We start from the raw sequence: 20,251 nt of genomic DNA, 5'->3' as shown, positions 1-20,251 counted from the left end.
CAGGCCGACGGCTCCGCGTCGTCGACGGGCTCCGCGAAGCCGAACCGCGGCTTGACGTCGGTGACCTCGACCGCGAGCGTCTCGCCGACGTCGGCGTCGACGAACAGGGTGTAGCCGTCGACGTAGGCGATGCCGTCGCCCTCGTCGCCCTCCTCCTCGACGGTCACCTCGATCCGCTCGCCCTCGGCGACCGGCGAGGTGGTGTACCCCTTCGCGACGAGGTACACCTCCGAGGAGGCGTCCCGCGAGGCGGGCGGCGAGACGGTCCGGACGTACTGGAACGACTCGCTCACGTCGTCGCGGAAGGCGTCGAGGTCCTCGCCCTGGAACACCTTCACGACGAAGTCGCCGCCGGTCGCGAGCAGTTCGTCGGCGGTGTCGAGCGCCTGCCGCGCGAGGTGGACCGAGCGGGCGTGGTCGAGGGAGTACTCGCCGGTCATGTTCGGCGCCATGTCGCTCGCGACGACGTCCGCGCCGCGCTCGCCGACCGCCTCGCGCAGGAAGTGCCGGGTGCGCTCCTCGGTCATGTCACCGCGGATCGTCTCGACGTCGCCCTCGTCGAGGTCCTCGATGCGCTGGAGGTCGACGCCGACGACGGTGCCGCCCTCCCCGACCTCCTCGGCGGCGACCTGGAGCCACCCGCCGGGCGCGGCCCCGAGGTCGACCACGGTGTCGCCGGGGGCGAGCAGGTCCGCCTCCTCGTCGAGCTGTTTCAGCTTGTAGGCGGACCGGGCGCGGTACCCCTGCTGTTTGGATCGGTTGTAGTAGTCGTCTTTCCCGCTCATGGCGTCATCACCGCAGGCGGACGCGGGGCCACCGAGATCGGGGTGGAGGTAGCGCTCATACCCGTAACGACGGGGGCGACCGGGAAATGAACGTCGGATGCGGGCGACGGCGGCACAGTGCGACTCGACCGAGATCCGCCGCGGCGTCTCCCGCGGAATTTCGCCGTGATGAGCGGAGACACATCGGTTGCGGGCGTCAATTGTTTTTTTCAGCATCCGGCCTTTACTATAGCTGTTCAGATGACCACCGCAGGCGAGTCGACCGGCTCCACGGCCCGGCCGCGGGCGGACCTGCGCGCCGAGTTCGCCGACTGCGACCTCGACCGCCACCTCGCGCTGTTTTACGAGTCGACGGCGACGCAGCTCGACACCGTGGCCGCGTTCCTCTCGTACGGGCTCGAGACCGGGCATCGGTGCGTGTACCTCGTCGACGCGAACCCCCAATCGCGGATCGAGAACGCGCTGCGCGCGGAGGGCGTGGACGTGGCGGCGAAGCGCGGCGCCGGGGACCTCGCGAGCCGCGGCGCATCGGAGGTGTATCTCGACGAGGGCTTCGAACGCGACGGAACCGTCGCCGAGCTGCGGTCGGGGGCGGAGCGGAGCGCCGCCGAGGGGTACGAGGGGTTGTGGGTCGCCGGCGAGAACACGTGGGCGTTCGACGGCGAGACATCGTTCGACGAGGTCGTCGACTTCGAGGTCGCGTTCGACGCCGCGTGTCCCGACTTCGCGGTGACTGCGCTGTGCCAGTACGACCTCCGTCGGTTCGACGAGGCGGCGGCCGCGAAGGCGCTTCGAACCCACCAGCAGATCGTTTACGACCGCACGCTGTGTGAGAACCCGTTCCACGTCTCCCCCGAGGAGTACCGCTCCGAGGAAGGGGGGCCGACGCCCGGATCATGCTGAAGCAGGCTCGCGGGATCGCGGAAAGCAACCGAGAGCTTCGTCGGCGCGAGCAGCGGCTCAGTGTGCTCAGCAGAGTGTTACGCCACAACATCCGGAACGACCTCAACGTCGTTCGTGGGGCACTCGAAGACTTGACGGGAAACGAGTCGCTGACCGCCGCGGAGGCCGACCTCGTCGCCGCCGCCGCGAGACACGCGGACGCCGTCATCGAAACGGCCGAGAAGGCCCGGTACATCCAGCAGACCATCGGGAGTTCGGAGGTCGAGCCAACCCCTCTCGGGCCGGTGATCGAGCGGGCGGTCGAAGAGGTGCGGTCGGAGCACCCGAACGCACGGATCCGGACCCCCGACTCCTCGGATCAGGTCGTCCTCGCGGACGTGAACCTCGACATCGCCCTCGAAGAGGCGATCCGGAACGGAATCGTCCATCAGGACGATCCGGCGCCGACGGTCTCCGTCGCGGTGTCGACCCCGGCGAGCGAGCGGGTTCGCGTCGAGGTTCGGAACCCCGGGTCGATACCCGACCACGAGCTCCGGTGTTTCCGCGAGAGGGGTGAGACGCCGCTGGCCCACGGGAGCGGGCTGGGGCTCTGGCTCGTTCGATGGATCGTCGAGTCGGCTCACGGGACGGTCGAGTTCGCCAACGACGACGACCGAACGCGGGTCCGGTTCGACCTGTACCGGGTCGCCGACTGAACGCCGATCAGCCACCGTCGACCCGGGTCCGGCCGACTCGCCGCCCCTCGTCCGCGCCCGCGCCGTCGACCGCGAACCCCAACGCCGCGTAGAACTCGGCTAGGTCGGCGTCGAACCGGGCGGTGACGGTCTCGACCGCGGGGTCCGACTCGGCCCGATCGACCGCGGCCGCGACGAGCCGGGAGCCGATCCCCTCTCCTCGGCGCACCTGCCTGACCGCGACGGCGTCGACGTGGAGCCGGTCGGGATCGGGCCGCACGGCGACCAGCGCGCCGACGACTCCGCCGGTGCGCGTCGAGCGCGCGACGATGACGTCTCCGGCCGCGATGCGGTCGTCGACGGTGACGGCGTCGGTCTCCAGCATCGCGGCGTCGAGGATCCGGAGGACGTCGAGCCGGTCGGCCGCGGTCGTCGGCTTCACGGTCACGTCCTCCGGCGCGGTCGGAAGGTCTCGGTCTTCGGTCACGCGTCGCCCGTCGCGCCGCCCTTGATCAGCCGGAGCACTCGGACCTCCTCGGCGTCGACGACGCGGTCGCCCGGGACCGGCGAGCCGTCGACGAGCGCCGACGCCTCCTGCGGGTGGTAGCCCGCGGCGCGGATCAGGTCGTCGTACGTTGCGTCGGCGGCGAGGCTGTACTCGTCGACCCCCTCGCCGACGACCTCGACGGTCACGTCCATGAGCGCGGTAGCGGGCGGGCGGGCGTCAATCGCACGGTTTCGGCGGGGCGCGTCGAACGGCTCAGCCGGCGTCGGGGGCGCGGCCGTTCCACTTCCAGAGGAACCACCCGACTGCGGCGGCGATCGCGACCGTCGCCAGCGCGCCGGGGCGGGGGACCGCGCCGGTCCACGCGTTAACGACGATCAGGCCGCTCGCGGCCGCCGAGACGCTGAGGACCGCGGCCGCGTCGCGGGCGAGGTCCGCCTCGCGCTCCGGCGGGAGGTCGCCGTCGTAACCGGCGATCAGGTCCACGGCGCCGCGGCGACAGATCGCCCACGCGAGGAGGAGACAGAAGCCGGTGACGTGGCCGACGACGACGGTTTCGACGATTGCCATGGCGGAGGGAAATGCTGCGGCGTGGCGGGGGAGTTGATCCGGCGGGAGCGATTCGAGCGGTCCGGCCGGCTCAGCCGTCCAACTCTTCGCGGAGCAGCCCGTTCACCTGACCGGGGTCGGCGCTGCCGCCGGTCGCCTGCATCACCTGGCCGACGAGGAAGTTGATCGCGCCCTCGTCGCCGTCGTGGTAGTCGCTCACGGCGTCGGGGTTCTCGTCGATGGCGGCCGCGACGGCGGCCTCGACCTCGCCGCTCTCGGCCTTGCCGAGGTCCTCGCGGTCGATGACCGTCTCGGGGTCGTCGCCCTCGTCGAGCATCTCGCGGAGCACGACCTCCTCGGCGTTCTTCACGGTCAGCTCGTCGGCGGCGACGAGCTCGATCAGGCGGGTGAACTCGTCGAGCCGCCCCTCCACGTCCGTGATCGCCATCTCGCGGTAGTTGAGCTCGCCGAGCAGGTTGTCGGCGACCCACGTCGCGGCGAGGTCGGGGTCGAACTCGCTCGCCACGTCCTCGAAGAAGTCCGCGACCGCCTTCGTGGAGGTGAGCTTGGAGGCGGCCTCGCGGTCTAACCCGTACTCCTCGCGGAAGCGCTCGCGGCGGGCGTCGGGGAGCTCCGGGATCGCGATCTGTTCCTTCCAGTCGGCTACCTCAAGCGCGGGCAGGTCGCCCTCCCGGAAGTAGCGGTAGTCCTTCTCGGCCTCCTTCGACCGCATGCCGACGGTGACGCCGCGGTCCTCGTCCCAGTGACGCGTCTCCTGTTCGATCTCGCGGCCGCGCCGGAGGACGTTCTCCTGTCTGGTGACCTCGTAGGCGAGCGCCTGCTCCGCGCCCTTGTGGCTGGAGATGTTCTTCACCTCAGCGCGGTTCACGTCGTCGAGCGCGTCGCCCGTGATCGACCCGTCGTCGGCAACGTGCTCGGCGGGGACGAGCGAGACGTTAGCGTCGACGCGCAGGCTCCCGTCGCGGCCGGGGTCGAACACGCCGAGGTACTCCAGAACCTCCTCCAGCTTCGCGAGGAACGCGCGCGTCTCGGCCGGCGAGCGGAAGTCCGGCTCCGTGACGATCTCCATCAGCGGCGTGCCGGCGCGGTTGTAGTTCACCAGCGTGTGGGTGGCCGACTCGATGGAGCCGCCGGCGTGCTGGAGGCTGCCGGGGTCCTCTTCGAGGTGCGCGCGGGTGATCCCGATCGTCCGCGGGTCGCCGTCGACGCGGACCTCCAGCTCGCCGTCGGCGCAGATCGGCGCGTCGTACTGGGTGAGCTGGAAGTTCTTCGGGAGATCGGGGTAGTAGTAGTTCTTCCGGTGGAACGTGGTCGTCTCGGGGATGTCGGCGTCGATCGCCTTCCCGACCTTCACCGCGGCCTCGACGGCGGCCTCGTTGAGGACGGGGAGCGCGCCCGGTAGCCCGAGGCAGGTCGGACAGGTGCGCGTGTTCGGCGCCTCGTCGTCCTCGGGCTCCGTCGAACAGCCGCAGAAGATCTTCGTGTCGGTCTCGAGCTGGACGTGGACCTCCAACCCGATCACGACCGTCCGGTCCGTCGTCGCGGCCTGCGTACTCATTACCCGCCCGTTGTGAGCGGGTCGCCTAAATCGTGTCGGGACAACGGCCGCCGGGGCGAACGCCCGACGACGCTCTCAGATCCGAAAACCCGGTGGGAACGATTATCAGGAGGCCGCGCGTACCTTGCGCGATGAGTGAACCGACAACCTTCGCGGGCCCCGGCCGGGCCAGTGCGACGACGCGCCAGCGGCCGCCGCTCGGTCGCGCGAGACGAGCGGCCAACAGGGTGGATGGCCGCTGAGGGACCCGCCGGCCGCGGGCGACCGCCGCGGTGCCGTTCCGTAACGGATGTCTGCTGAGCCGACGCTCCACCTCGGCGAGCCGGTGGACGCGGCGTGGGGAGAGCTCCCCGCGGAGACGCGCGTCCGCCGAGCGAGCGAGGTCGCGAGCGACGCGGACCGGGACCCGGACCGGAGCGTCGATCCGGCGAGGGTCGTCGTCAGGCTGTTCGACGACGAGACCCGAGGTGACCGCGACGCGCCGGAACTGAACGGCGACGGGGCCGCGGGCCGGGGGCTCTCGGTCGAGCGCGACGCGGCCGCGCTCGACCGCCTCGAATCGGTCCGCAACCGCTACCCGGACGCGGCCGTGCTCGCCTACTCGGCGGGCGACGACGCGGACGCGGCCATCGACGCGAGCCGGCTCGGGATCGAGTACGTGTCCGGGCGACGGCTCGCGGCCGACGGCGAGACGCTCGCCGACCGCGTGGAGGCGATCGATGGCGGACGCGACGACCGCGACGGAGCGGGGACAGAGCCGGCACACGACGGACCCGGACCGGAGTCACCGGACGCAGGCGGACCCGAACCGGAACCGGCGACCGCGGGCGGGCCCGAGCCGGAACCGACGACCGCGGGCGGGCGGGAGTTCCTCGAACCGTTCGTGCGGATCGTCTCGGACCGGTGCGCCGACCTCGACGAGCAGGTCGACGCCCTGCTCGACCTCGGGCGAGACTACCTCGACCTGTCGATCGGCTACTCGTCGCGGGTCGAGGGCGACCGGATCGAGATCCAGCGGTACCGGGACTCGACCGGGCTCGTGGAGTCGATCGCGGCGGACGAGCTCGACGACGACGGGACGCTCCCGCTAGAGCTGACCTACTGCCGGCGAACGGTTCGCGGCGGTGCCGGCGCGGGACCGGAAAGCGACGGGGCGCCCGGAAGCGGCGAGGAGAGCGGAGTCGACGGAGCGACCGAAGGCGGGTCGGAGACCGGAGGCGACGGCGCGGCCGAGGGCGACTCGGGCGTGGTCACGATCACCGACCCGGAGGCGGCGGGGCTGGCCGGCGATCCGGCGTACGAGCGGTCCGGCGTCGGCAGCTACGTCGGCGGTCGGGTCGTCGTCGACGGCGAGGTGTACGGGACGCTCTGTTTCCTCGACGTCGAGCCCCGCGACCGCCCGTTCGACGCGTCGGAGCGGCTGTTCGTCGAACTGCTCGCGGAGTGGCTCGGCGGCGCGATCGAGCGCGAGGTGGTCCGCGAGGAGCGGGCGGCGGCCGTCGACCGGTTCGAGGAGACGCTCGACCGGATCGAGGACGGGTTCTTCGCGCTCGACGACGAGTTCCGGTTCACCTACGTGAACGAGGCCGCCGCGACGCTGCTCGACCGCGACGCCGACGAGCTGATCGGCGCCGACATCTGGGCGGAGTTCCCGGCGGCGCTCGGGCGGAAGTACGAGCGGAACTACCGACGGGCGATGGAGACCCAGGAGGTCGTCTCCTTCGAGGACCGGTACGAGCCGCTCGACCTGTGGACCGACGTGACCGCCTACCCCTCGCCCAACGGGCTCTCCGTGTTCTTCGCCGACGTCTCCGAGCGGAAGCGCCGCGAGCAGACGCTCGAACGGCTGCTCGGGACCGTCGAACGCGTCCAGCGGGAGAGCGACGCGGACGGGGTCGCCGAGCGGCTGGTCGAGGCCGCGGACCAGATCCTCGGCTACCAGATAAGCGGCGTGCGGCTCTTCGACGAGGACGCGGACCTGCTCCGCCTCGCCGCCACGAGCGAGGGGATCGGCGACGCGTTCGCCGCCAGCCGGGACCCGCGACCGCCGAGCGAGGGGATCACCGGTGCGGTGTTCCGAGACGGCGAGACGTGGGTGTGCGACGACCTCGCGACCGACGAGCGGCTCGCATCGATCGGCGGCGGCCCGTCGAACGGCGACCGGACCGAGTACCACGGGATGCGGTCGTTCGTCGCGGTTCCGCTCGGGGACCACGGCGTGTTCATCGTCGGGTCCAGAGAGGCGGACGCCTTCGGCGAGAGCGACGTCAGCGTGCTCGAACTGCTGGCGACGAACGCCGTCGCCACGATGGACGCCAACGACCGGCGCCGGCGGCTCCGGACCTACGAGGACGCGCTGAAGAACGTCGACGACATGGTGTGCGTCCTCGACGGCGACGGCGCCGTCACCTACGCCACCGGGCCGTTCGCCGAGTGGGTCGGCGCCGGCGGCACCGGGGACATCGTCGGTCGGCGGCTCGACGCGCTCGTCGCCCCGGACGACGCGGAGCGCGTGGTAGACGCGGTCGGCGCGCTCACCGGCACACCGGCCGAGGTCGCGGGCGGTCGAGAGCCGACGAGGACGGTCGACCTGAGCGTCGAGCGCGACGGCGATCGCGGACCGCGGCACGGCCGACTCCGGCTGTCGTCGCTGTCCGACCGCGGGGGCGGCGTCGTCGGATCGCTGTCGGACACGACCGACCTCTTCCGGACGCGGACCGAGCTGTCGGCCGAGCGCGACCGCTTCCGGCGGCTGTTCGACCGCATTCCCGACCCGGTGATAGAGGTCGTCTTCGAGGACGACGAGACGGTGATCGACGGCGCCAACCCGGCGTTCGAGGCGCAGTTCGGCGTGGACGAGGCGGCGCTGCGCGGCCGGACGATCGAGGCGTTGGACATCCACGACTACCGGCTGGGAGACAGCGTCGAGGCGAGCGCCGTCGAGGCGGGGGACCTCGACGCGCTGGTCCGCGAACACGGCTTCGCCGCGGAGGAGATCAGACGACAGACCGTCGAGGGGCCGCGGGAGTTCCTCTTCCGCGGCTTCAGCTACGAGACCGAGGGCGACCGACGCGCCTTCGGCATCTACACCGACATCACCGACCGGAAGCGCCGCGAACGCTACGTGCGGATCGTCAACCGGATCCTCAGGCACAACCTGCGGAACGAGCTGAACGTCGTGTTCGGCTTCGCCGGCGAAATCGCCGATCGGACCGACGACGACCGGATCCGCGACTACGCCCGGCGGATCGAGACCACGGGCAAGCGGCTGACCGACGTCGCCGAGGGGGCCGGGACCCTCCGGGGGATCGTCGAGGAGGGGTACGCGACCGACCCCGAGCCGGTCGACGTAGGACCGATCGTCGAGGCGGTCACCGCGCGACACGCGGCCGATCGGCCGGACACGCGGATCACCGCCGACGTGCCGGCGGGGATCGCGGTGTGCGGCGACGACCGCCTCTCGGTCGCGATCGATCACCTCGTCGAGAACGCGGTCGAACACGGCGGCGACGCGCCGCGCGTCGCGGTGAGCGCCGAGCGCGACCCGGACGGCGGGGTCGTGCGTGTGAGCGTCGCGGACGACGGGCCGGGAGTGCCGACCGCGGTACGGGAGGTGATCACCGGCGTCCGCGAGGTGACCCAGCTACAGCACAACACCGGCGTCGGGCTGTGGATCGCCGCGTGGGTCGTGGAGGCGTACGGCGGCGAGATCCGGTTCGACGACGGCCTCGGCGGCGGGGGAACGACCGTGACGCTCGTCCTGCCGGCGGCGGAGTGAGCGGGGCGGGAGAGAGACGAGCCCCTCCGCGTTCCGACCCGTTTATTGTCGGCCGCGGCCCTTCTCGGCGTATGACCGACGACGACCGACGACGCGAGCTGATCGCGGCGCTCACCGCCGCCGACGCCGTCCGGTTCGGCGAGTTCGAGCTGTCCCACGGCGGGACGAGCGACTACTACGTCGACAAGTACCTCTTCGAGACCGACCCGGACGCGCTGACGCTCGTCGCCGAGGCGTTCGCCGACCGGCTTGCCGACGCCGACGCGAAGCTGGCGGGAGTCGCGCTGGGCGCGGTCCCGCTGGTGGCGGTGACGGCCGCCCAGCTCGGTCGTCCGTACGTCATCGCGCGCAAACAGGCGAACGAGTACGGCACGGGCAACCGGATCGAGGGGCGCCTCGGCGCCGGCGAGGAGGTCGTCGTGATCGAGGACATCGCCACCACGGGGCAGTCCGCTGTCGACGCGGTCGAGGCGCTGCGGGAGGCGGGCGCGACGGTGGACCGCGTGCTGGTCGTCGTCGACCGCGAGGAGGGCGCGGAAGCGCTGCTCGCCGCGCACGACATCGAGCTGGAGTCGCTGCTCACGGCGACCGAACTGCTGGCGGAGCGGGACGAGAACGCGGAGTAGCGGCGATAGCGGCGGTCGTCGCGGGAGCTACGCCTCGGCCGCGTCCACCGTCGGCACCGCGACGCGGTCGAGCACGTCGGCGATCACGTCGCGCTCGTCGACGTCGTTGACGGCCGCGTCCGGCGTCAACACGAGCCGGTGGGCGAGCGTCGGCTGCGCGACCCGCTTCACGTCGTCGGGCGTGACGAACTCACGGCCGGCGATCACCGCCGCCGCGCGGGCGGTCTCGAAGAGGCGCTGTGTCCCCCGCGGGGAGACGCCGGCCTCGACGCGGCGGTCCTCCCGGGTCGCCCGCGCGAGCGCCGCCGCGTAGCGGAGCAGATCGTCCTCGACGCGGACGGACTCCGGCACCTCCCGCAGCGCCGCCACGGAGTCGGGATCGAGGACGCGCTCGACCGTCGGCGACTGCTCGACGCGACCGGCGCGGCGGCGGAGCAGCTCCAACTCGCCGTCCTCGTCGGGGTAGCCGATAGAGGTCTTGATCGTGAACCGGTCGAGCTGGGCCTCCGGCAGCGGGAACGCGCCCTCGCTCTCGACCGGGTTCTGCGTCGCGATCACGTAAAAGGGGCTCGGCAGGGCGTGCGTCTCGCCGTCGACGGTCACCTGCCCCTCCTCCATCGCTTCCAGGAGAGCGGCCTGCGTCTTCGGCGGGGCGCGGTTGATCTCGTCGGCGAGCACGACGTTCGCGAAGATCGGCCCCGGCGAGAAGCTGAAGGAGCCGTCGCGCTCGTCGAACACGTTTGTGCCGGTGACGTCGGCCGGCAGGAGGTCCGGGGTGAACTGAATCCGCGAGAACTCCAGACCGAGCGCGGTCGCGAACGAGCGCGCCGAGAGGGTCTTTCCGGTGCCCGGCACGTCCTCCAAGAGGACGTGGCCGCGGGCGAGGATGCCGAGGGTGACGCGGTCGAGAAACTCGCGGTCGGCGACGACCGCGCCGCCGACCTCGCTCACGACGCGGGCGCAGGCGTCGGCCGCTTCGGGGACGTCCATATCCACCGCACGGGAGCCGGGCCGAAAAGCGTTGTCGGCGGAACGGTGGGGTGACGGACCGGCGGTCCGAGACCGCGCCGCGACCGCGATCGAAACGCATAACAGCGGAACCGGCCAATGTCGAGTCGAGCCGAGGTAGCCTAGCCTGGCCAAGGCGGTAGATTCGAAATCTACTGTCCATTCGGACACCGGAGTTCAAATCTCCGCCTCGGCGCTTCTCTCAGTTTCGCCCGGCGAGCGACAGCGCCGCCGTTGCGCTCCGGGCGATGCGCCTACCCGATCAGCGCGGCCGCGAGGAACATGCCGCCGGCGGCCGCCGGCGGGATGGTGAGGTTGTCGTCGACCGCCACGCCGCGGATGAGCGGCGGGAGCCCGTCGGCGATCGCCGCGGGGATCGCCCCCGCGAGCGCGACGATCACGCCCGGATCGGGGCCGAACTCGGGGATCGCGTACGGGACGGCGATCCCGAAGCAGACGAACACCATCGCCGCCACCACCGGGAGGCGCTTCGGCTCCGTCGCCGCGTTCTCGCCGAGCCCGCCGCTTATCGGGTCGCCGACGGAGAGCATCCACATCGCGGGTACGGCGAAGACGGGCGCGAAGACGAGCGCGGTCGCCGCCATCCCGGCCTGATACAGCGCGTACCCAGCGATCCCGTCGGCCTCGTAGTCGCGGACGAGCGCGTCGTACAGCGGGGCGAGCGGGCCGACGGAGTCGGCGAGCCGCAGCGCTTCGAGAGCCCCGGCGATCGCGACGCTGAGGATCAGCAGTCGCCCGGTGGTCCCCCAAGAGATCCAGCCAAGTAAGAACGGGACCGGGTACAGCGTGCCGCTGGCGTGGACCAGCCGCCGCTCGAACTCCACGCGCTCGCGCCACGCGGCGGCCGGGAGACGCACGCCCTCAGTTCCCCGCCGTCTCGACGTCGGTGTCGACCGCGTCGTACCGGTCGGCGACGGACGCGAACGGCTCGCCCTCGCGGAGCGCCGTCAGCTCGTCGGCGAGGTGCGCGACCGGGATCCGGACCTGCGCCGCGGAGTCGCGCTCGCGGAGCGTGACGGTGTCGGGCCCGTCGCCCTCGATCCCGTCGCGGTCGACGGTGACGCAGAACGGGGTGCCGACCTCGTCCTGCCGGCGGTAGCGGCGGCCGATCGAGCCGGAGTCGTCGTACGCGACCGCGAGCCCGGCGGCCCGCAGGTCGGCCGCCACCTCGTCGGCGAGCCCGGTCAGGCGGTCGTCGTTGGTGACGAGCGGGAAGACGGCGGCGTCCTGCGGCGCGACCTCGGGTTCGAGCGAGAGGTAGGTGCGCTCTTCGCCGTCGACCTCGTCCTCGCTGTAGGCGTGCGCGAGCAGCGTCTGGACGGTCCGGCCGACGCCGAACGACGGCTCGACGACGTGGGGCGTGATGTGTTCGCCGCTCTCGGTCACCGCCTCGACCGAGAAGTCCGCGACGTCGACGTCGACGGCGTGCGTCTCGGCGTCGTCGCCCGCGCCGACCGTCACCTCGACCGTCGCGCCGTCGAACGCGTCGGGGTCGCGCTCCGCGAGGGCTTCGGGCGCCTCGGCGACCGCGGCGGCGTCGCCGCCGAACTCCGGGCCGAGGACGGACATGTCGGGGTCGACGGTCGCGCGCTCGACCGTCTTCGGCTCGTCGTACCGTTTGAACACTGTAAACGAGTCGTCGCCGTACTCGTCGTGCTTCGAGAGGTCGTAGTCGCCGCGGTACGCGAAGCCGGCGATCTCGATCCAGTCGCCGTCGACCTCGCTCTCGGCGTCCCAGCAGTCGGCGGCGTAGTGGGCGCGCTCGCCGGCGAGGTGCTGGCGGAAGCGGAACCGGTCGAGGTCGACGCCGACGCGCTCGTACCACTCCTGCGCGACGCCGAGGTAGTAGCCGACCCACGGGGAGCCGATGACGCCCTCGTCGACCGCCTCGCCGACCGTCGTGTCGAGGTAGTCGCCGTCGTCGGCCTCCTGCTCCGTCGCGGGGTAGAGGCAGACCTCCACGTCGCGCACGCGGTCGAGCGGCGGCTCGTCCGCCTCGGGGTCGATAAACTGCTCCAACTCGGCCTGCGTGAACTCGCGGAGGCGGAGGAGCCCGCCGCGCGGCGAGATCTCGTTGCGGTAGGCCGGGCCGATCTGGGTGATCCCGAACGGGAGGTTCCCGCGGGCGTACTCCTTCAGCCGCGGGAACTCCACGAAGATCCCCTGGGCCGTCTCCGGCCGGAGGTAGCCGGGTTGGGCGTCGCCGGGGCCGATGTCGGTCGCGAACATGAGGTTGAACGCCTCGACCGGCTGGCCGGCGAGTTCGGTGCCGCAGGCGGGACAGGCGATGTCGTTGTCGGCGATGAGCTCGGCGACCTCTTCGCCGGGCAGCGCCTCGGCGTCCTCGATCTCCGTGACGTCCTCGACGAGGTGGTCGGCGCGGTGGGACGCGCCGCACTCGGGGCACTCGACGAGCATGTCGTCGAACCCCTCCAGGTGGCCGGAGGCCTCGAACACGGCCTCTGGCATCACCGTCGGCGCCTCGATTTCGCGGTTCCCCTCGCGGATGGTAAACCGGTCGCGCCACGCGTCCTCGACGTTCCGCTTGAGCGCCGCGCCCTGCGGGCCGAACGTGTAGAAGCCGGCGGTGCCGCCGTAGGCGCCGTTCGATCCGAAGAAGAAGCCCCGGCGCTTCGCGAGCTCGGCGAGCACGTCCGCGGCCATTATAACCCCTCCAGCAGGTCGACGTCTCGGACGATCCCGTCCAGATCGGTGCCGGAGACGAGCGGGACCTGCTCGATGTCGTTGCTGATGAGCTCTTGAGCGACCTCCTTGGCCGTCCGCGTGGCGTTGACGGTGATGAGGTCCTCGGTCATGAAGTGGCGGACCGCCTCCGCGGGGATCTCGACGTTCCGGGTCGGGAGGTAGCGCGCGCCCGTCGCCTTGATCCCCTCCCACGACCAGTCGGAGTCCTGGTCGGCGATCGAGTCGCCGGTGCTCGCCTCGCCCTCGACGACGCGGGCGACCTCCAGGATGTCGACCTCGGTGAGCATCCCCGCGGTCGCGGCGTCGTCGTCGAGGACGACCGCGTACGGTACCCCCGAGAGCGCGATCTCGCGCTCGGCGACCGGCAGCGGCGTGTCGGTGTGGGTCGCGTTGACCGCCCGGGTCGCGAGCTCGCCCACGCGCGTCTCGCCGTCGACCTCGCCGCGGGCGATCGCCCGCACCACGTCGGTGACGGTGACGATACCGACGAGCTCGTCGCCGTCGACCACGGGGAGCCGGCGCGAGCCCTCGGCGGCCATCGTCCGGGCGGCGTCGACGATGTCGGCGGCGGCCCCGACGGTGGGGACCTCGCGCATCAGCAGCGCGAGCTGGTCCTCGTCCGGCTGTTCGATCAGGTCGTCGCGCGTGACGAGCCCGCGGTACACCTCGTCGCCGTCGACGTCCTTCACGACGGGCACGGACGAGAAGCCGTGCTCTTGGATGTACTCTAACACGTCGTTGCGGCTCCCGGGTATCTCGACGACGACGAGCTCCGAGCGGGGCGTCATGGCGTCTGCGACGTTCATGCCCGTCTTTCAGCGTGACACCTCTTGTATACTGCGAAGGTGTGCGGAGCCGGACCACCGGCACGCGAGGCCGGGCGGCGACACGCGGGAGCGGTCAGCGGCACGCAGGGTCTGGTCAGCGACACGCGGAGCTGGACCGCCAGCGCGCGGGGCCGGGTCAGCGGCGATCGGACCCGGTCAGGCGGGGCCCTACAGGATCCCGCGAGCCGATGTAGAAACCGACACGTTTCGGCGGATCGTCGTTCGGCGGGCGCTCCGCGGAAAGAACCGTCGGCAGAGCGTCCCCGGAATCTCCGATCCGACGGCCGAATTCGATCGCGTTCGCAACTCTTATACGTACTGTGAACTATTCACAACCATGTCACGGAGTTCCACTCCATGGGACGACCCGGACCCCGACCGCCGCCGGACTGCGCTCCCGACGGACCCGGCGCTCGACGCCGGCGACGCGCCGGACGGGATGGCGTCCGTCGACTCGTCGGCGTCGCGGCCGGAGTTCGTCATCGCGGACGTCTCGCGAGAGGACGCGTGGGTGTCGGTCGACGAGACCGACGCGACCGTCCTCGAGGAGTGGTGTTGAGCGCGTAGCCGTCGCCGAGCAGAGCCGCCGTCTCGTTTTGCCGAATCGGTCCCGCATTACCGGAGCCCGCGGGCCGCTTCCCAGCCGCGGATCAGTGACCCGACCGTCCGGCAGGTCGGCGCCGACACGCCGCGCCGGTCGCCCCGGTCGACGACCGCGCCGTAGATAGCGTCGACCTCTGTGCGGCGTCCGTTCGCCACGTCCTCGTACATGGACGACCGGTTCGCCGCGGTGTCGGTGGCGACGCGCTCGACGGCGTCGGCCGCCCGTTCGTCGGACAGGTCCACCCCGACCGCACGGGCGACGCGGGCCGTCTCGCGGGCGGCCTCGCGGGCGACCTCGCCGGCGGGGCCGTCGAGCGTCGGGCCGTTCGCCGTCCGCGCGAGCGCCGACGGTCCGTTGATCCCGGCGTTGACGGCGAGTTTCTCGAAGCGCCGGGCCGGCATGTCCTCGGCCACGACCGCCTCGACGCCCGCCGCGTCGAAGGCGGCGCCGACCCGCGCGGCCTCGGGGCTCGCGCCGCCGGAGAGCGCCCCGACGACGACCTCGCCGACGCCGGTACAGGTGACGCGGCCCGGCTCGGCGAACCGGGCACCGTAGCTCGCGGTGCCCGCGAGGACCGTCGCGTCGAGCGCGGCGACCAGGCGCTCCTCGGTGAGGCCGTTCTGGAGCGAGCAGACCGCGTCGTACTCGCCGGTCGCGAGCGCGCGAGCGGCCGCGTCGGTGTCGTACGCCTTCGTCGTGACCAAGGCGAGGTCGGCCCGCCGGTGCGTCGCGTCAGTGAGCGCGCGCGGCGCGACCCGGGCGTCGACCTCGCCGTCGATCCGGAGCCCGTCCTCCCGAATCTCCCGCATGTGCGGGTCGCGCCCGACGAGCGTCACGTCGTGTGTACGCGCCAGCAGCCCGCCCACGAGGCTTCCGAGCGCGCCGGCGCCGTAGACGAGCACCTCCATGCGCAAAGGGAGGGGCGCCGGTAGAATAGTGGTAACGGTGAGGTCGGTCCGCCTCGCCCGAGAGCCGCCGACCCCGCTCGCCTCAGCCCTTCAACCCGCTCCCGGTCAGCGGGACGACCACGTCCTCGTCCGGGCGGATCTCGCCGCGCTCGCGGAGGGCCCGCAGCGCCGCGGGCGCGACGGCACAGGTCGGCTCCGTGTAGAAGCCGGCGGCGTGGAGGCGGTCGAGTTCGCGCGTCGCGGCTGCCTCGGTGACCGCGAGCGCGTCGCCGCCGGTGGCGTCGATCGCCGCCCGGATCTGGCGGTCGCGGACCGGCTCGGCGATCTGGATCCCGTCGGCCGCGGCGTTGACCGTCCCGTCCGGGTCGGCGGCGTCGGGGCCGCGGAGCGCTCTGACGATCGGCGCGACGCCGGCCGCCTGCGCGCCGTAGAGGCGGGGGACCTCGTCGATCCAGCCGGCCCGTTCGAGCCGACGGAATCCGCGATAGGCGCCGAGGAAGAGCGTCCCGTGGCCGAGCGGCGTCACGACGGCGTCCGGGGCGTTCCAGTCGCGACGGAGCGCGATCTCGTACGCGACCGTGGCGGTGCCCTCGAAGAACGCCGGGTTCCAGGCGTGGCTGGCGTACCAGGCGCGTTCGCGGTCGTCGAGCGTCGCGACGCACGCGTCCGTCACGTCGCCTCGGCTCCCCTCGACCCGGACCGGCTCGGCGCCGGCGCGGCGGATCGCGCGGAGCTTCGACTCCTTGGCGTCGGCCGGGACGTAGATCTCGGCCGCCATTCCGGCCCGGGCGGCGTATGTCGCGATCGCGGCGCCCGCGTTGCCGGAGGAGTCCTCGACGACGCGCTCGACGCCCAGCTCGCGAGCCCGCGTCAGCGTCGCGGTCGCGCCGCGGTCCTTGAACGAGCCGGTCGGGAAGACGTACTCCAGCTTGAACGACGCGTTCCACGGTGCGGCTTCGCTCCCCGCGTCTCCCGAGAGCTCGCGGCCCGCGTCCGCGTCGACGAGCGGGGTCATCCCCTCGCCGAGCGTCACCCGGTCGCGGGGGTCGTCCCCGGCGGCGAGCAGGTCGTCGAACGCCCACAGGCCGTCGCGCGCGTCGAACGATTGGGGGTCGGGCGCGGGACCGTCCGGAACCGGGGGATCGGCGAAATCGAGGGGTTCGCCGCACCGACAGCGCCAGCGGTCGCGGTACGTCTCGCCGCACGCGGAACAGCGGAGTCGCCGTGGGTCTCGCCCCCTCGGCGACGGAGCGTCGAGAGCGCCCATCAGTACGTGTCGACGTTCGTCCCGATCGAGCAGACGTACTCCCCCGCGGCCACCTGCGGGAGCCGGCGCGTCCGCCAGAAGATCCCGTCGGTGTCGGCCGTCACGCGCCCCTCCAGCGCGCCGAAGGTGTCGGTCACCTCGAAGAGGACGTCGCCCGCGGAGACGCGCTCGCCGAGCTCGCACTCGAAACGGACCAGGCCGCCGGCGGGCGAGCCGTACTGATCGAAGCCGCGCGCCCGAGTCTGCAATTCGAGCGCGGCGTCGCTGTCGAGGAAGCCGTAGTGGCGGAGCACGTTGAACACGCCCTCGACGCCGTATCGGATCGACTCCTCGTCCCAGCCGACGCAGCCGCCGAGCTCCGGGTCGACGGTCGGGATGCCGTGCTCCGGTCCGGCCCGCGCGAGCTGGCCGTCCGGGCCCTTGATGTCGAGGACGTGCCCGCAGCCGAACGCCTTCGCGAGCTCCAGGCAGTCGCCGTGGAGCCGGTGACGGACGCCGCAGCGCACGCGCGTCTCGTTTATCATCCGGCTCGTCGACCCCTGGTGGAGGTCGAGGATGTAGTCCGCGCGCTTGGCGATCTGGAACGTCTCGTGGGCGATCCGCTCGCTCGTCGTCCCGTCGGCGTCGCCCGGGTACCCGCGGTTCATCTTGCGGTCGTCGACCGGGTTCCGGTGTTCGGCGGCCTGGAACGCGAAGTGGTTCACGATGCCGACGACGAGGACCGAGCCGGACAGCTCCGCCGGGTCGAGCCGCGGAACGACGCGGTTGACGACGCCCAACCCGTTCAGCTCGTCGCCGTCGCTCACCGCCTGGACGTACAGCGTCGGCCCGTCGGCCGCGCCGTTGATCGCGGCGACCGGCAGCCGGACGGGGCTCCCGTCTCGCATCTCCCCCACCTCGAGACGGCCCGTGTCCGTCTCGCCCGGAGAGGCGCGGGCCGTTCCCAGCGTTATCATTACGCGAAGGTGGGGCGGCCGGGACTTTATCCGTTCGGTCCGCGGCGATCCGACCGACACAACCTTTATCGCCGCTTTCGCTCAACGGACTGGTACCACCCCCGCGGCGTCGGTCGCCGTCTCCCCGACCGACGGCCGCGGTGAGCCCGCTAATGAGTATCGACATCGACCCGCTGCGCGAGGCCGACGGGATAACCGTCACCGACCACATCGAGAACACCCAGTTCGAGGTGTACACCGACCGGCCGGTCGACCCGCGCCGGCGTCCGGAGTCGGACCACTACTTCCCGGTCGACGCCAGCGTCGCAGTCGAGACCGGGGCGATCGAGATCCCGCGGGTCGCGGTCGTTCAAGCTCGTGACGCTGACGGGGTACTGTTGACCCGGGGCGACTGCTACGAGATGTCACGGGACACGTACCACGTCGGGATCGACCCCGCCCCGACGAAACTGTACCTCACCTTCGACGCCGGGTTCTCCGTCTCCACGACCGACCGGACCACCCGGATCGATCTCGACACGCCGGGCACCGTCGGGCTCGGCTTCCGGTCGCTCCACCAGACGCCGGCGGGGACGATCACCACCCCCACGGACCCGGAGTCGCTGATGGACGCCGTCTCCCTGCTCGGCTCCGCGCTTCAGACGACGAGCCCGGAGCGGTCGTTCCCCACTCTGCGGGGTCACCCACCGCTGATCGAGCCCGCCGAGGAGTTCCGCGTCCCGGAACGTGTCGAACCCGTCGAAAGCGGCGTTCGGATCGTCGTCCCGCCCGAGTACCGGTTCCTCTACCCGGTCGTCTCGCTGGCGTACTACTTCGCGGCCGACGTGGTTCCCGGCGACGCCCCGCGGATCGAGGGCGACGGCTGGACCTACCCGCTCGAACCGGGGTTCGAGGAACGGACCGCGCGGGTGCTCCGACAGTCGTTCCACATGGACTGTCTCGCCCGCACGGAGGGATTTTACCCGGTCGACCTCCACGAGCGCGAGACGACGGGCCTCGACCTCGACTGGAAGCGGCTGTACAACCTGCCGCTCGCGGAGCGACTCGGCGAGTACCTCGAAGTCCCCTTCGAAGATATCAAGCCCGAACTGCCGCAGTGGACACTGACGACGGACGTCCGTCCCGACCCGGAGAACGTGGAGATGCTCCCGTTCGTCGCCGGCGAGCTGTCGATCGTCCGCTCGCCGGAGACCGTCACACCGGTTGACGACGACGGCGGCGTCGGCGTCGGCTTCTTCGGCGGCGCGGACCGAAGCCCGTCGGCGGCCACGAGGCGAGAGGTCCCGGTCGGCGGCGTCGCGCCCGACGGCGGCGCCCTCGGCGACGCCGAGTTCGTGCGCGGCGGCGCGAGCGCTGGCGCCGAGAGCACGGCCGACACGAGCGCGGGGACTACCCGCGGCGCCGACGCCTCCGCCGAACGCGGCGCCGTCTCGGCCCAGACAGAGTTCGTCCGACCGGAGCCCGTCGACACCGTCGAGCACGCGTGGGTCGGTGACGGCGTCCCGCTCGACGCGAACAAAGCGACGCTCGACGCGTACCACCGCCGGCTCGAAGCGGGCCGGGTCGAGCAGTCGCGCATCTCCGTCCTCGTCGTCTGTAACGACGAGCAGATGCGAGAGGAGGGCAACGTCGCCGACCTCTACGGGCTCCGCGACATGGTCCAGTTCGACATCGAGGTGCGCCACGACCTCACGCGCACGGAAATGCGCGAGACCCTCGAATCCGACGTGGACTTCCTTCACTACATTGGGCACGTCGACGACCGCGGGATGCAGTGCGCGGACAGCTACCTCGACCTGACGGACGAAGACCTCGAAATCGGCGTCAGCGCCTTCCTGCTCAACGCCTGCCAGTCCTACCAGCAGGGCGAGGCCTTGGTCCACCGCGGCTCGCGCGGCGGCATCGTCACCCTCTCGGACGTGGCGAACTCGCCCGCGACGACACTCGGTCGGATCATCGCCCGCCTGATGAACAGCGGGTTCAACCTCCGCACCGCGCTTCACGTGGCGAAGCGCGAGCTGATCACAGGGCACCAGTACATCGTCGTCGGCGACGGGGGAACGACAATTTGTCAGAGCCGGAGTGGAATTGCCGTTGTTATTGACATAAAATCGAATGATGAGTCATTGGACTTCAAGATGTGTGCCTTTCCGAATGGCCCCTACGGAGTTGGCAGTCTATATGTTCCAAATATAACTAACACGACAAAAAACTATGTCGTACCCTCAAACGCGGTGTTCAATTCTGTAAGTGACAATCAAGTCCGAGAGTCACTTGAGTTAGAGACAGTCCCTGTTTTTTATAATGGAGAACTTGACTGGAGTGACAATTTGAACTTTTTATAGGCTTCTATTACGGACCCGGGTCCGCTGCAGCGATATTCGCCGCAGCGGGCGCCGCCTGCGTCAGTAGCAGCAGCGCGGTGAACAGGACGCCGGCCATTTTCGGGTGCTCTGCCACGTATTCCGCCACAACGGGCGCCTAGACACATCTGACGCGGCCGACGAAAGAGAGGGGGGAGGAGCCGGGGGGCGGGGGGGGGGGGAAAGAGAGAG

19 protein-coding genes and 1 tRNA gene are annotated in these 20,251 nt (G+C 71.3%); 7 read left to right on the top strand and 13 right to left on the bottom strand.

From position 1 onward, the window contains the following. On the bottom strand, positions 1-785 hold a 785-nt coding region (locus B9H04_RS13940), incomplete at its 3' end, for a 23S rRNA (uridine(2552)-2'-O)-methyltransferase (protein WP_049931392.1). A gap of 240 nt (positions 786-1,025) precedes the next feature. On the opposite strand from B9H04_RS13940, the gene B9H04_RS13935 reads away from it, so the two are divergent. Together B9H04_RS13935 and B9H04_RS13930 are read left to right on the top strand one after the other, a co-directional pair. Further along, positions 1,026-1,688 carry an MEDS domain-containing protein gene (locus B9H04_RS13935; protein ID WP_169714311.1) on the top strand — a complete coding sequence of 221 codons (663 nt, stop codon included), beginning with the start codon at positions 1,026-1,028 and terminating at the stop codon, positions 1,686-1,688. Then, on the top strand, positions 1,682-2,383 hold the full coding sequence (locus B9H04_RS13930) for an ATP-binding protein (protein ID WP_139835092.1): 702 nt from the start codon (positions 1,682-1,684) through the stop codon (positions 2,381-2,383). The genes B9H04_RS13935 and B9H04_RS13930 overlap by 7 nt, the downstream gene beginning before the upstream one ends. Positions 2,384-2,390: 7 nt before the next feature. Here the strand turns inward: B9H04_RS13930 and B9H04_RS13925 are convergent, their stop codons facing one another. The 4 genes from B9H04_RS13925 to gatB form a co-directional block, all read right to left on the bottom strand. Further along, a complete protein-coding gene (locus tag B9H04_RS13925; protein WP_049931389.1) occupies positions 2,391-2,849 on the bottom strand; it encodes a GNAT family N-acetyltransferase in 459 nt (152 codons plus the stop codon). Continuing rightward, positions 2,846-3,061: a ubiquitin-like small modifier protein SAMP2 gene (gene samp2 / locus B9H04_RS13920; protein ID WP_049931388.1), complete on the bottom strand. Its 216-nt coding sequence runs from the start codon at positions 3,059-3,061 to the stop codon at positions 2,846-2,848. The genes B9H04_RS13925 and samp2 overlap by 4 nt, the downstream gene beginning before the upstream one ends. Before the next feature lie 61 nt (positions 3,062-3,122). Then, positions 3,123-3,437, bottom strand: a complete 315-nt coding sequence (locus B9H04_RS13915) for a hypothetical protein (protein ID WP_049931387.1) — start codon at positions 3,435-3,437, stop codon at positions 3,123-3,125. A gap of 70 nt (positions 3,438-3,507) precedes the next feature. Beyond that, a complete protein-coding gene (gene gatB / locus B9H04_RS13910) occupies positions 3,508-4,995 on the bottom strand; it encodes an Asp-tRNA(Asn)/Glu-tRNA(Gln) amidotransferase subunit GatB (protein WP_049931386.1) in 1,488 nt (495 codons plus the stop codon). Between the two features lie 289 nt (positions 4,996-5,284). On the opposite strand from gatB, the gene B9H04_RS13905 reads away from it, so the two are divergent. Together B9H04_RS13905 and pyrE are read left to right on the top strand one after the other, a co-directional pair. Further along, positions 5,285-8,773 (top strand): PAS domain-containing protein, encoded by a 3,489-nt coding sequence (locus B9H04_RS13905; protein ID WP_080508574.1) that lies wholly within the window; start codon positions 5,285-5,287, stop codon positions 8,771-8,773. Positions 8,774-8,844: 71 nt separating this feature from the next. Further along, positions 8,845-9,399: an orotate phosphoribosyltransferase gene (pyrE, locus tag B9H04_RS13900; protein ID WP_085682801.1), complete on the top strand. Its 555-nt coding sequence runs from the start codon at positions 8,845-8,847 to the stop codon at positions 9,397-9,399. Positions 9,400-9,426: 27 nt separating this feature from the next. On the opposite strand, the gene B9H04_RS13895 is transcribed toward pyrE, so the two are convergent. After that, entirely contained in the window at positions 9,427-10,389 is a 963-nt protein-coding gene (locus B9H04_RS13895; protein WP_049931384.1) for an AAA family ATPase, read from the bottom strand. Positions 10,390-10,518: 129 nt separating this feature from the next. Between B9H04_RS13895 and B9H04_RS13890 the strand changes: the two genes are divergently transcribed. Further along, positions 10,519-10,603: transfer RNA gene (locus B9H04_RS13890), tRNA-Ser, on the top strand. A gap of 58 nt (positions 10,604-10,661) precedes the next feature. Here B9H04_RS13890 and B9H04_RS13885 read toward each other — a convergent pair. The 3 genes from B9H04_RS13885 to B9H04_RS13875 are packed head-to-tail and all read right to left on the bottom strand — an operon-like array spanning position 10,662 to position 13,940. Further along, complete coding sequence (locus B9H04_RS13885; RefSeq protein WP_085682800.1) at positions 10,662-11,285, bottom strand: dolichol kinase; 624 nt, start codon at positions 11,283-11,285, stop codon at positions 10,662-10,664. A 4-nt stretch (positions 11,286-11,289) separates the two neighbouring features. Next, entirely contained in the window at positions 11,290-13,092 is a 1,803-nt protein-coding gene (gene glyS, locus B9H04_RS13880; protein WP_085682799.1) for a glycine--tRNA ligase, read from the bottom strand. Next, positions 13,092-13,940, bottom strand: coding sequence for a CBS domain-containing protein (locus tag B9H04_RS13875; RefSeq protein ID WP_049931381.1), 849 nt, complete (start codon positions 13,938-13,940; stop codon positions 13,092-13,094). The genes glyS and B9H04_RS13875 overlap by 1 nt, the downstream gene beginning before the upstream one ends. A gap of 358 nt (positions 13,941-14,298) precedes the next feature. Between B9H04_RS13875 and B9H04_RS13870 the strand changes: the two genes are divergently transcribed. After that, a complete protein-coding gene (locus B9H04_RS13870) occupies positions 14,299-14,520 on the top strand; it encodes a DUF7556 family protein (protein ID WP_085682798.1) in 222 nt (73 codons plus the stop codon). A gap of 56 nt (positions 14,521-14,576) precedes the next feature. Here B9H04_RS13870 and B9H04_RS13865 read toward each other — a convergent pair whose 3' ends face one another. The 3 genes from B9H04_RS13865 to B9H04_RS13855 all read right to left on the bottom strand — a co-directional run bounded on the left by B9H04_RS13865 (position 14,577) and on the right by B9H04_RS13855 (position 17,696). Further along, positions 14,577-15,473, bottom strand: a complete 897-nt coding sequence (locus B9H04_RS13865; protein ID WP_049931379.1) for a ketopantoate reductase family protein — start codon at positions 15,471-15,473, stop codon at positions 14,577-14,579. A gap of 82 nt (positions 15,474-15,555) precedes the next feature. Then, positions 15,556-16,740, bottom strand: coding sequence for a pyridoxal-phosphate dependent enzyme (locus B9H04_RS13860; protein ID WP_049931378.1), 1,185 nt, complete (start codon positions 16,738-16,740; stop codon positions 15,556-15,558). Continuing rightward, entirely contained in the window at positions 16,740-17,696 is a 957-nt protein-coding gene (locus tag B9H04_RS13855) for a succinylglutamate desuccinylase/aspartoacylase family protein (RefSeq protein ID WP_049931377.1), read from the bottom strand. Before B9H04_RS13855 ends, B9H04_RS13860 begins: the two co-directional genes overlap by 1 nt. Before the next feature lie 152 nt (positions 17,697-17,848). Here B9H04_RS13855 and B9H04_RS13850 point away from each other — a divergent pair, with 152 nt between their 5' ends. Then, positions 17,849-20,041 (top strand): caspase family protein, encoded by a 2,193-nt coding sequence (locus B9H04_RS13850; RefSeq protein ID WP_049931376.1) that lies wholly within the window; start codon positions 17,849-17,851, stop codon positions 20,039-20,041. A 7-nt stretch (positions 20,042-20,048) separates the two neighbouring features. Here B9H04_RS13850 and B9H04_RS19750 read toward each other — a convergent pair whose 3' ends face one another. Then, positions 20,049-20,168, bottom strand: coding sequence for a DUF7503 family protein (locus B9H04_RS19750; protein ID WP_455583611.1), 120 nt, complete (start codon positions 20,166-20,168; stop codon positions 20,049-20,051). Positions 20,169-20,251 lie beyond the last annotated feature (83 nt).

This window comes from Halorubrum ezzemoulense DSM 17463 (assembly GCF_002114285.1).
GTDB classification, from domain to species: domain Archaea; phylum Halobacteriota; class Halobacteria; order Halobacteriales; family Haloferacaceae; genus Halorubrum; species Halorubrum ezzemoulense.
Note: the sequence above shows the minus strand (reverse complement) of the source record. Positions and strands in the feature narration are given on the sequence as shown.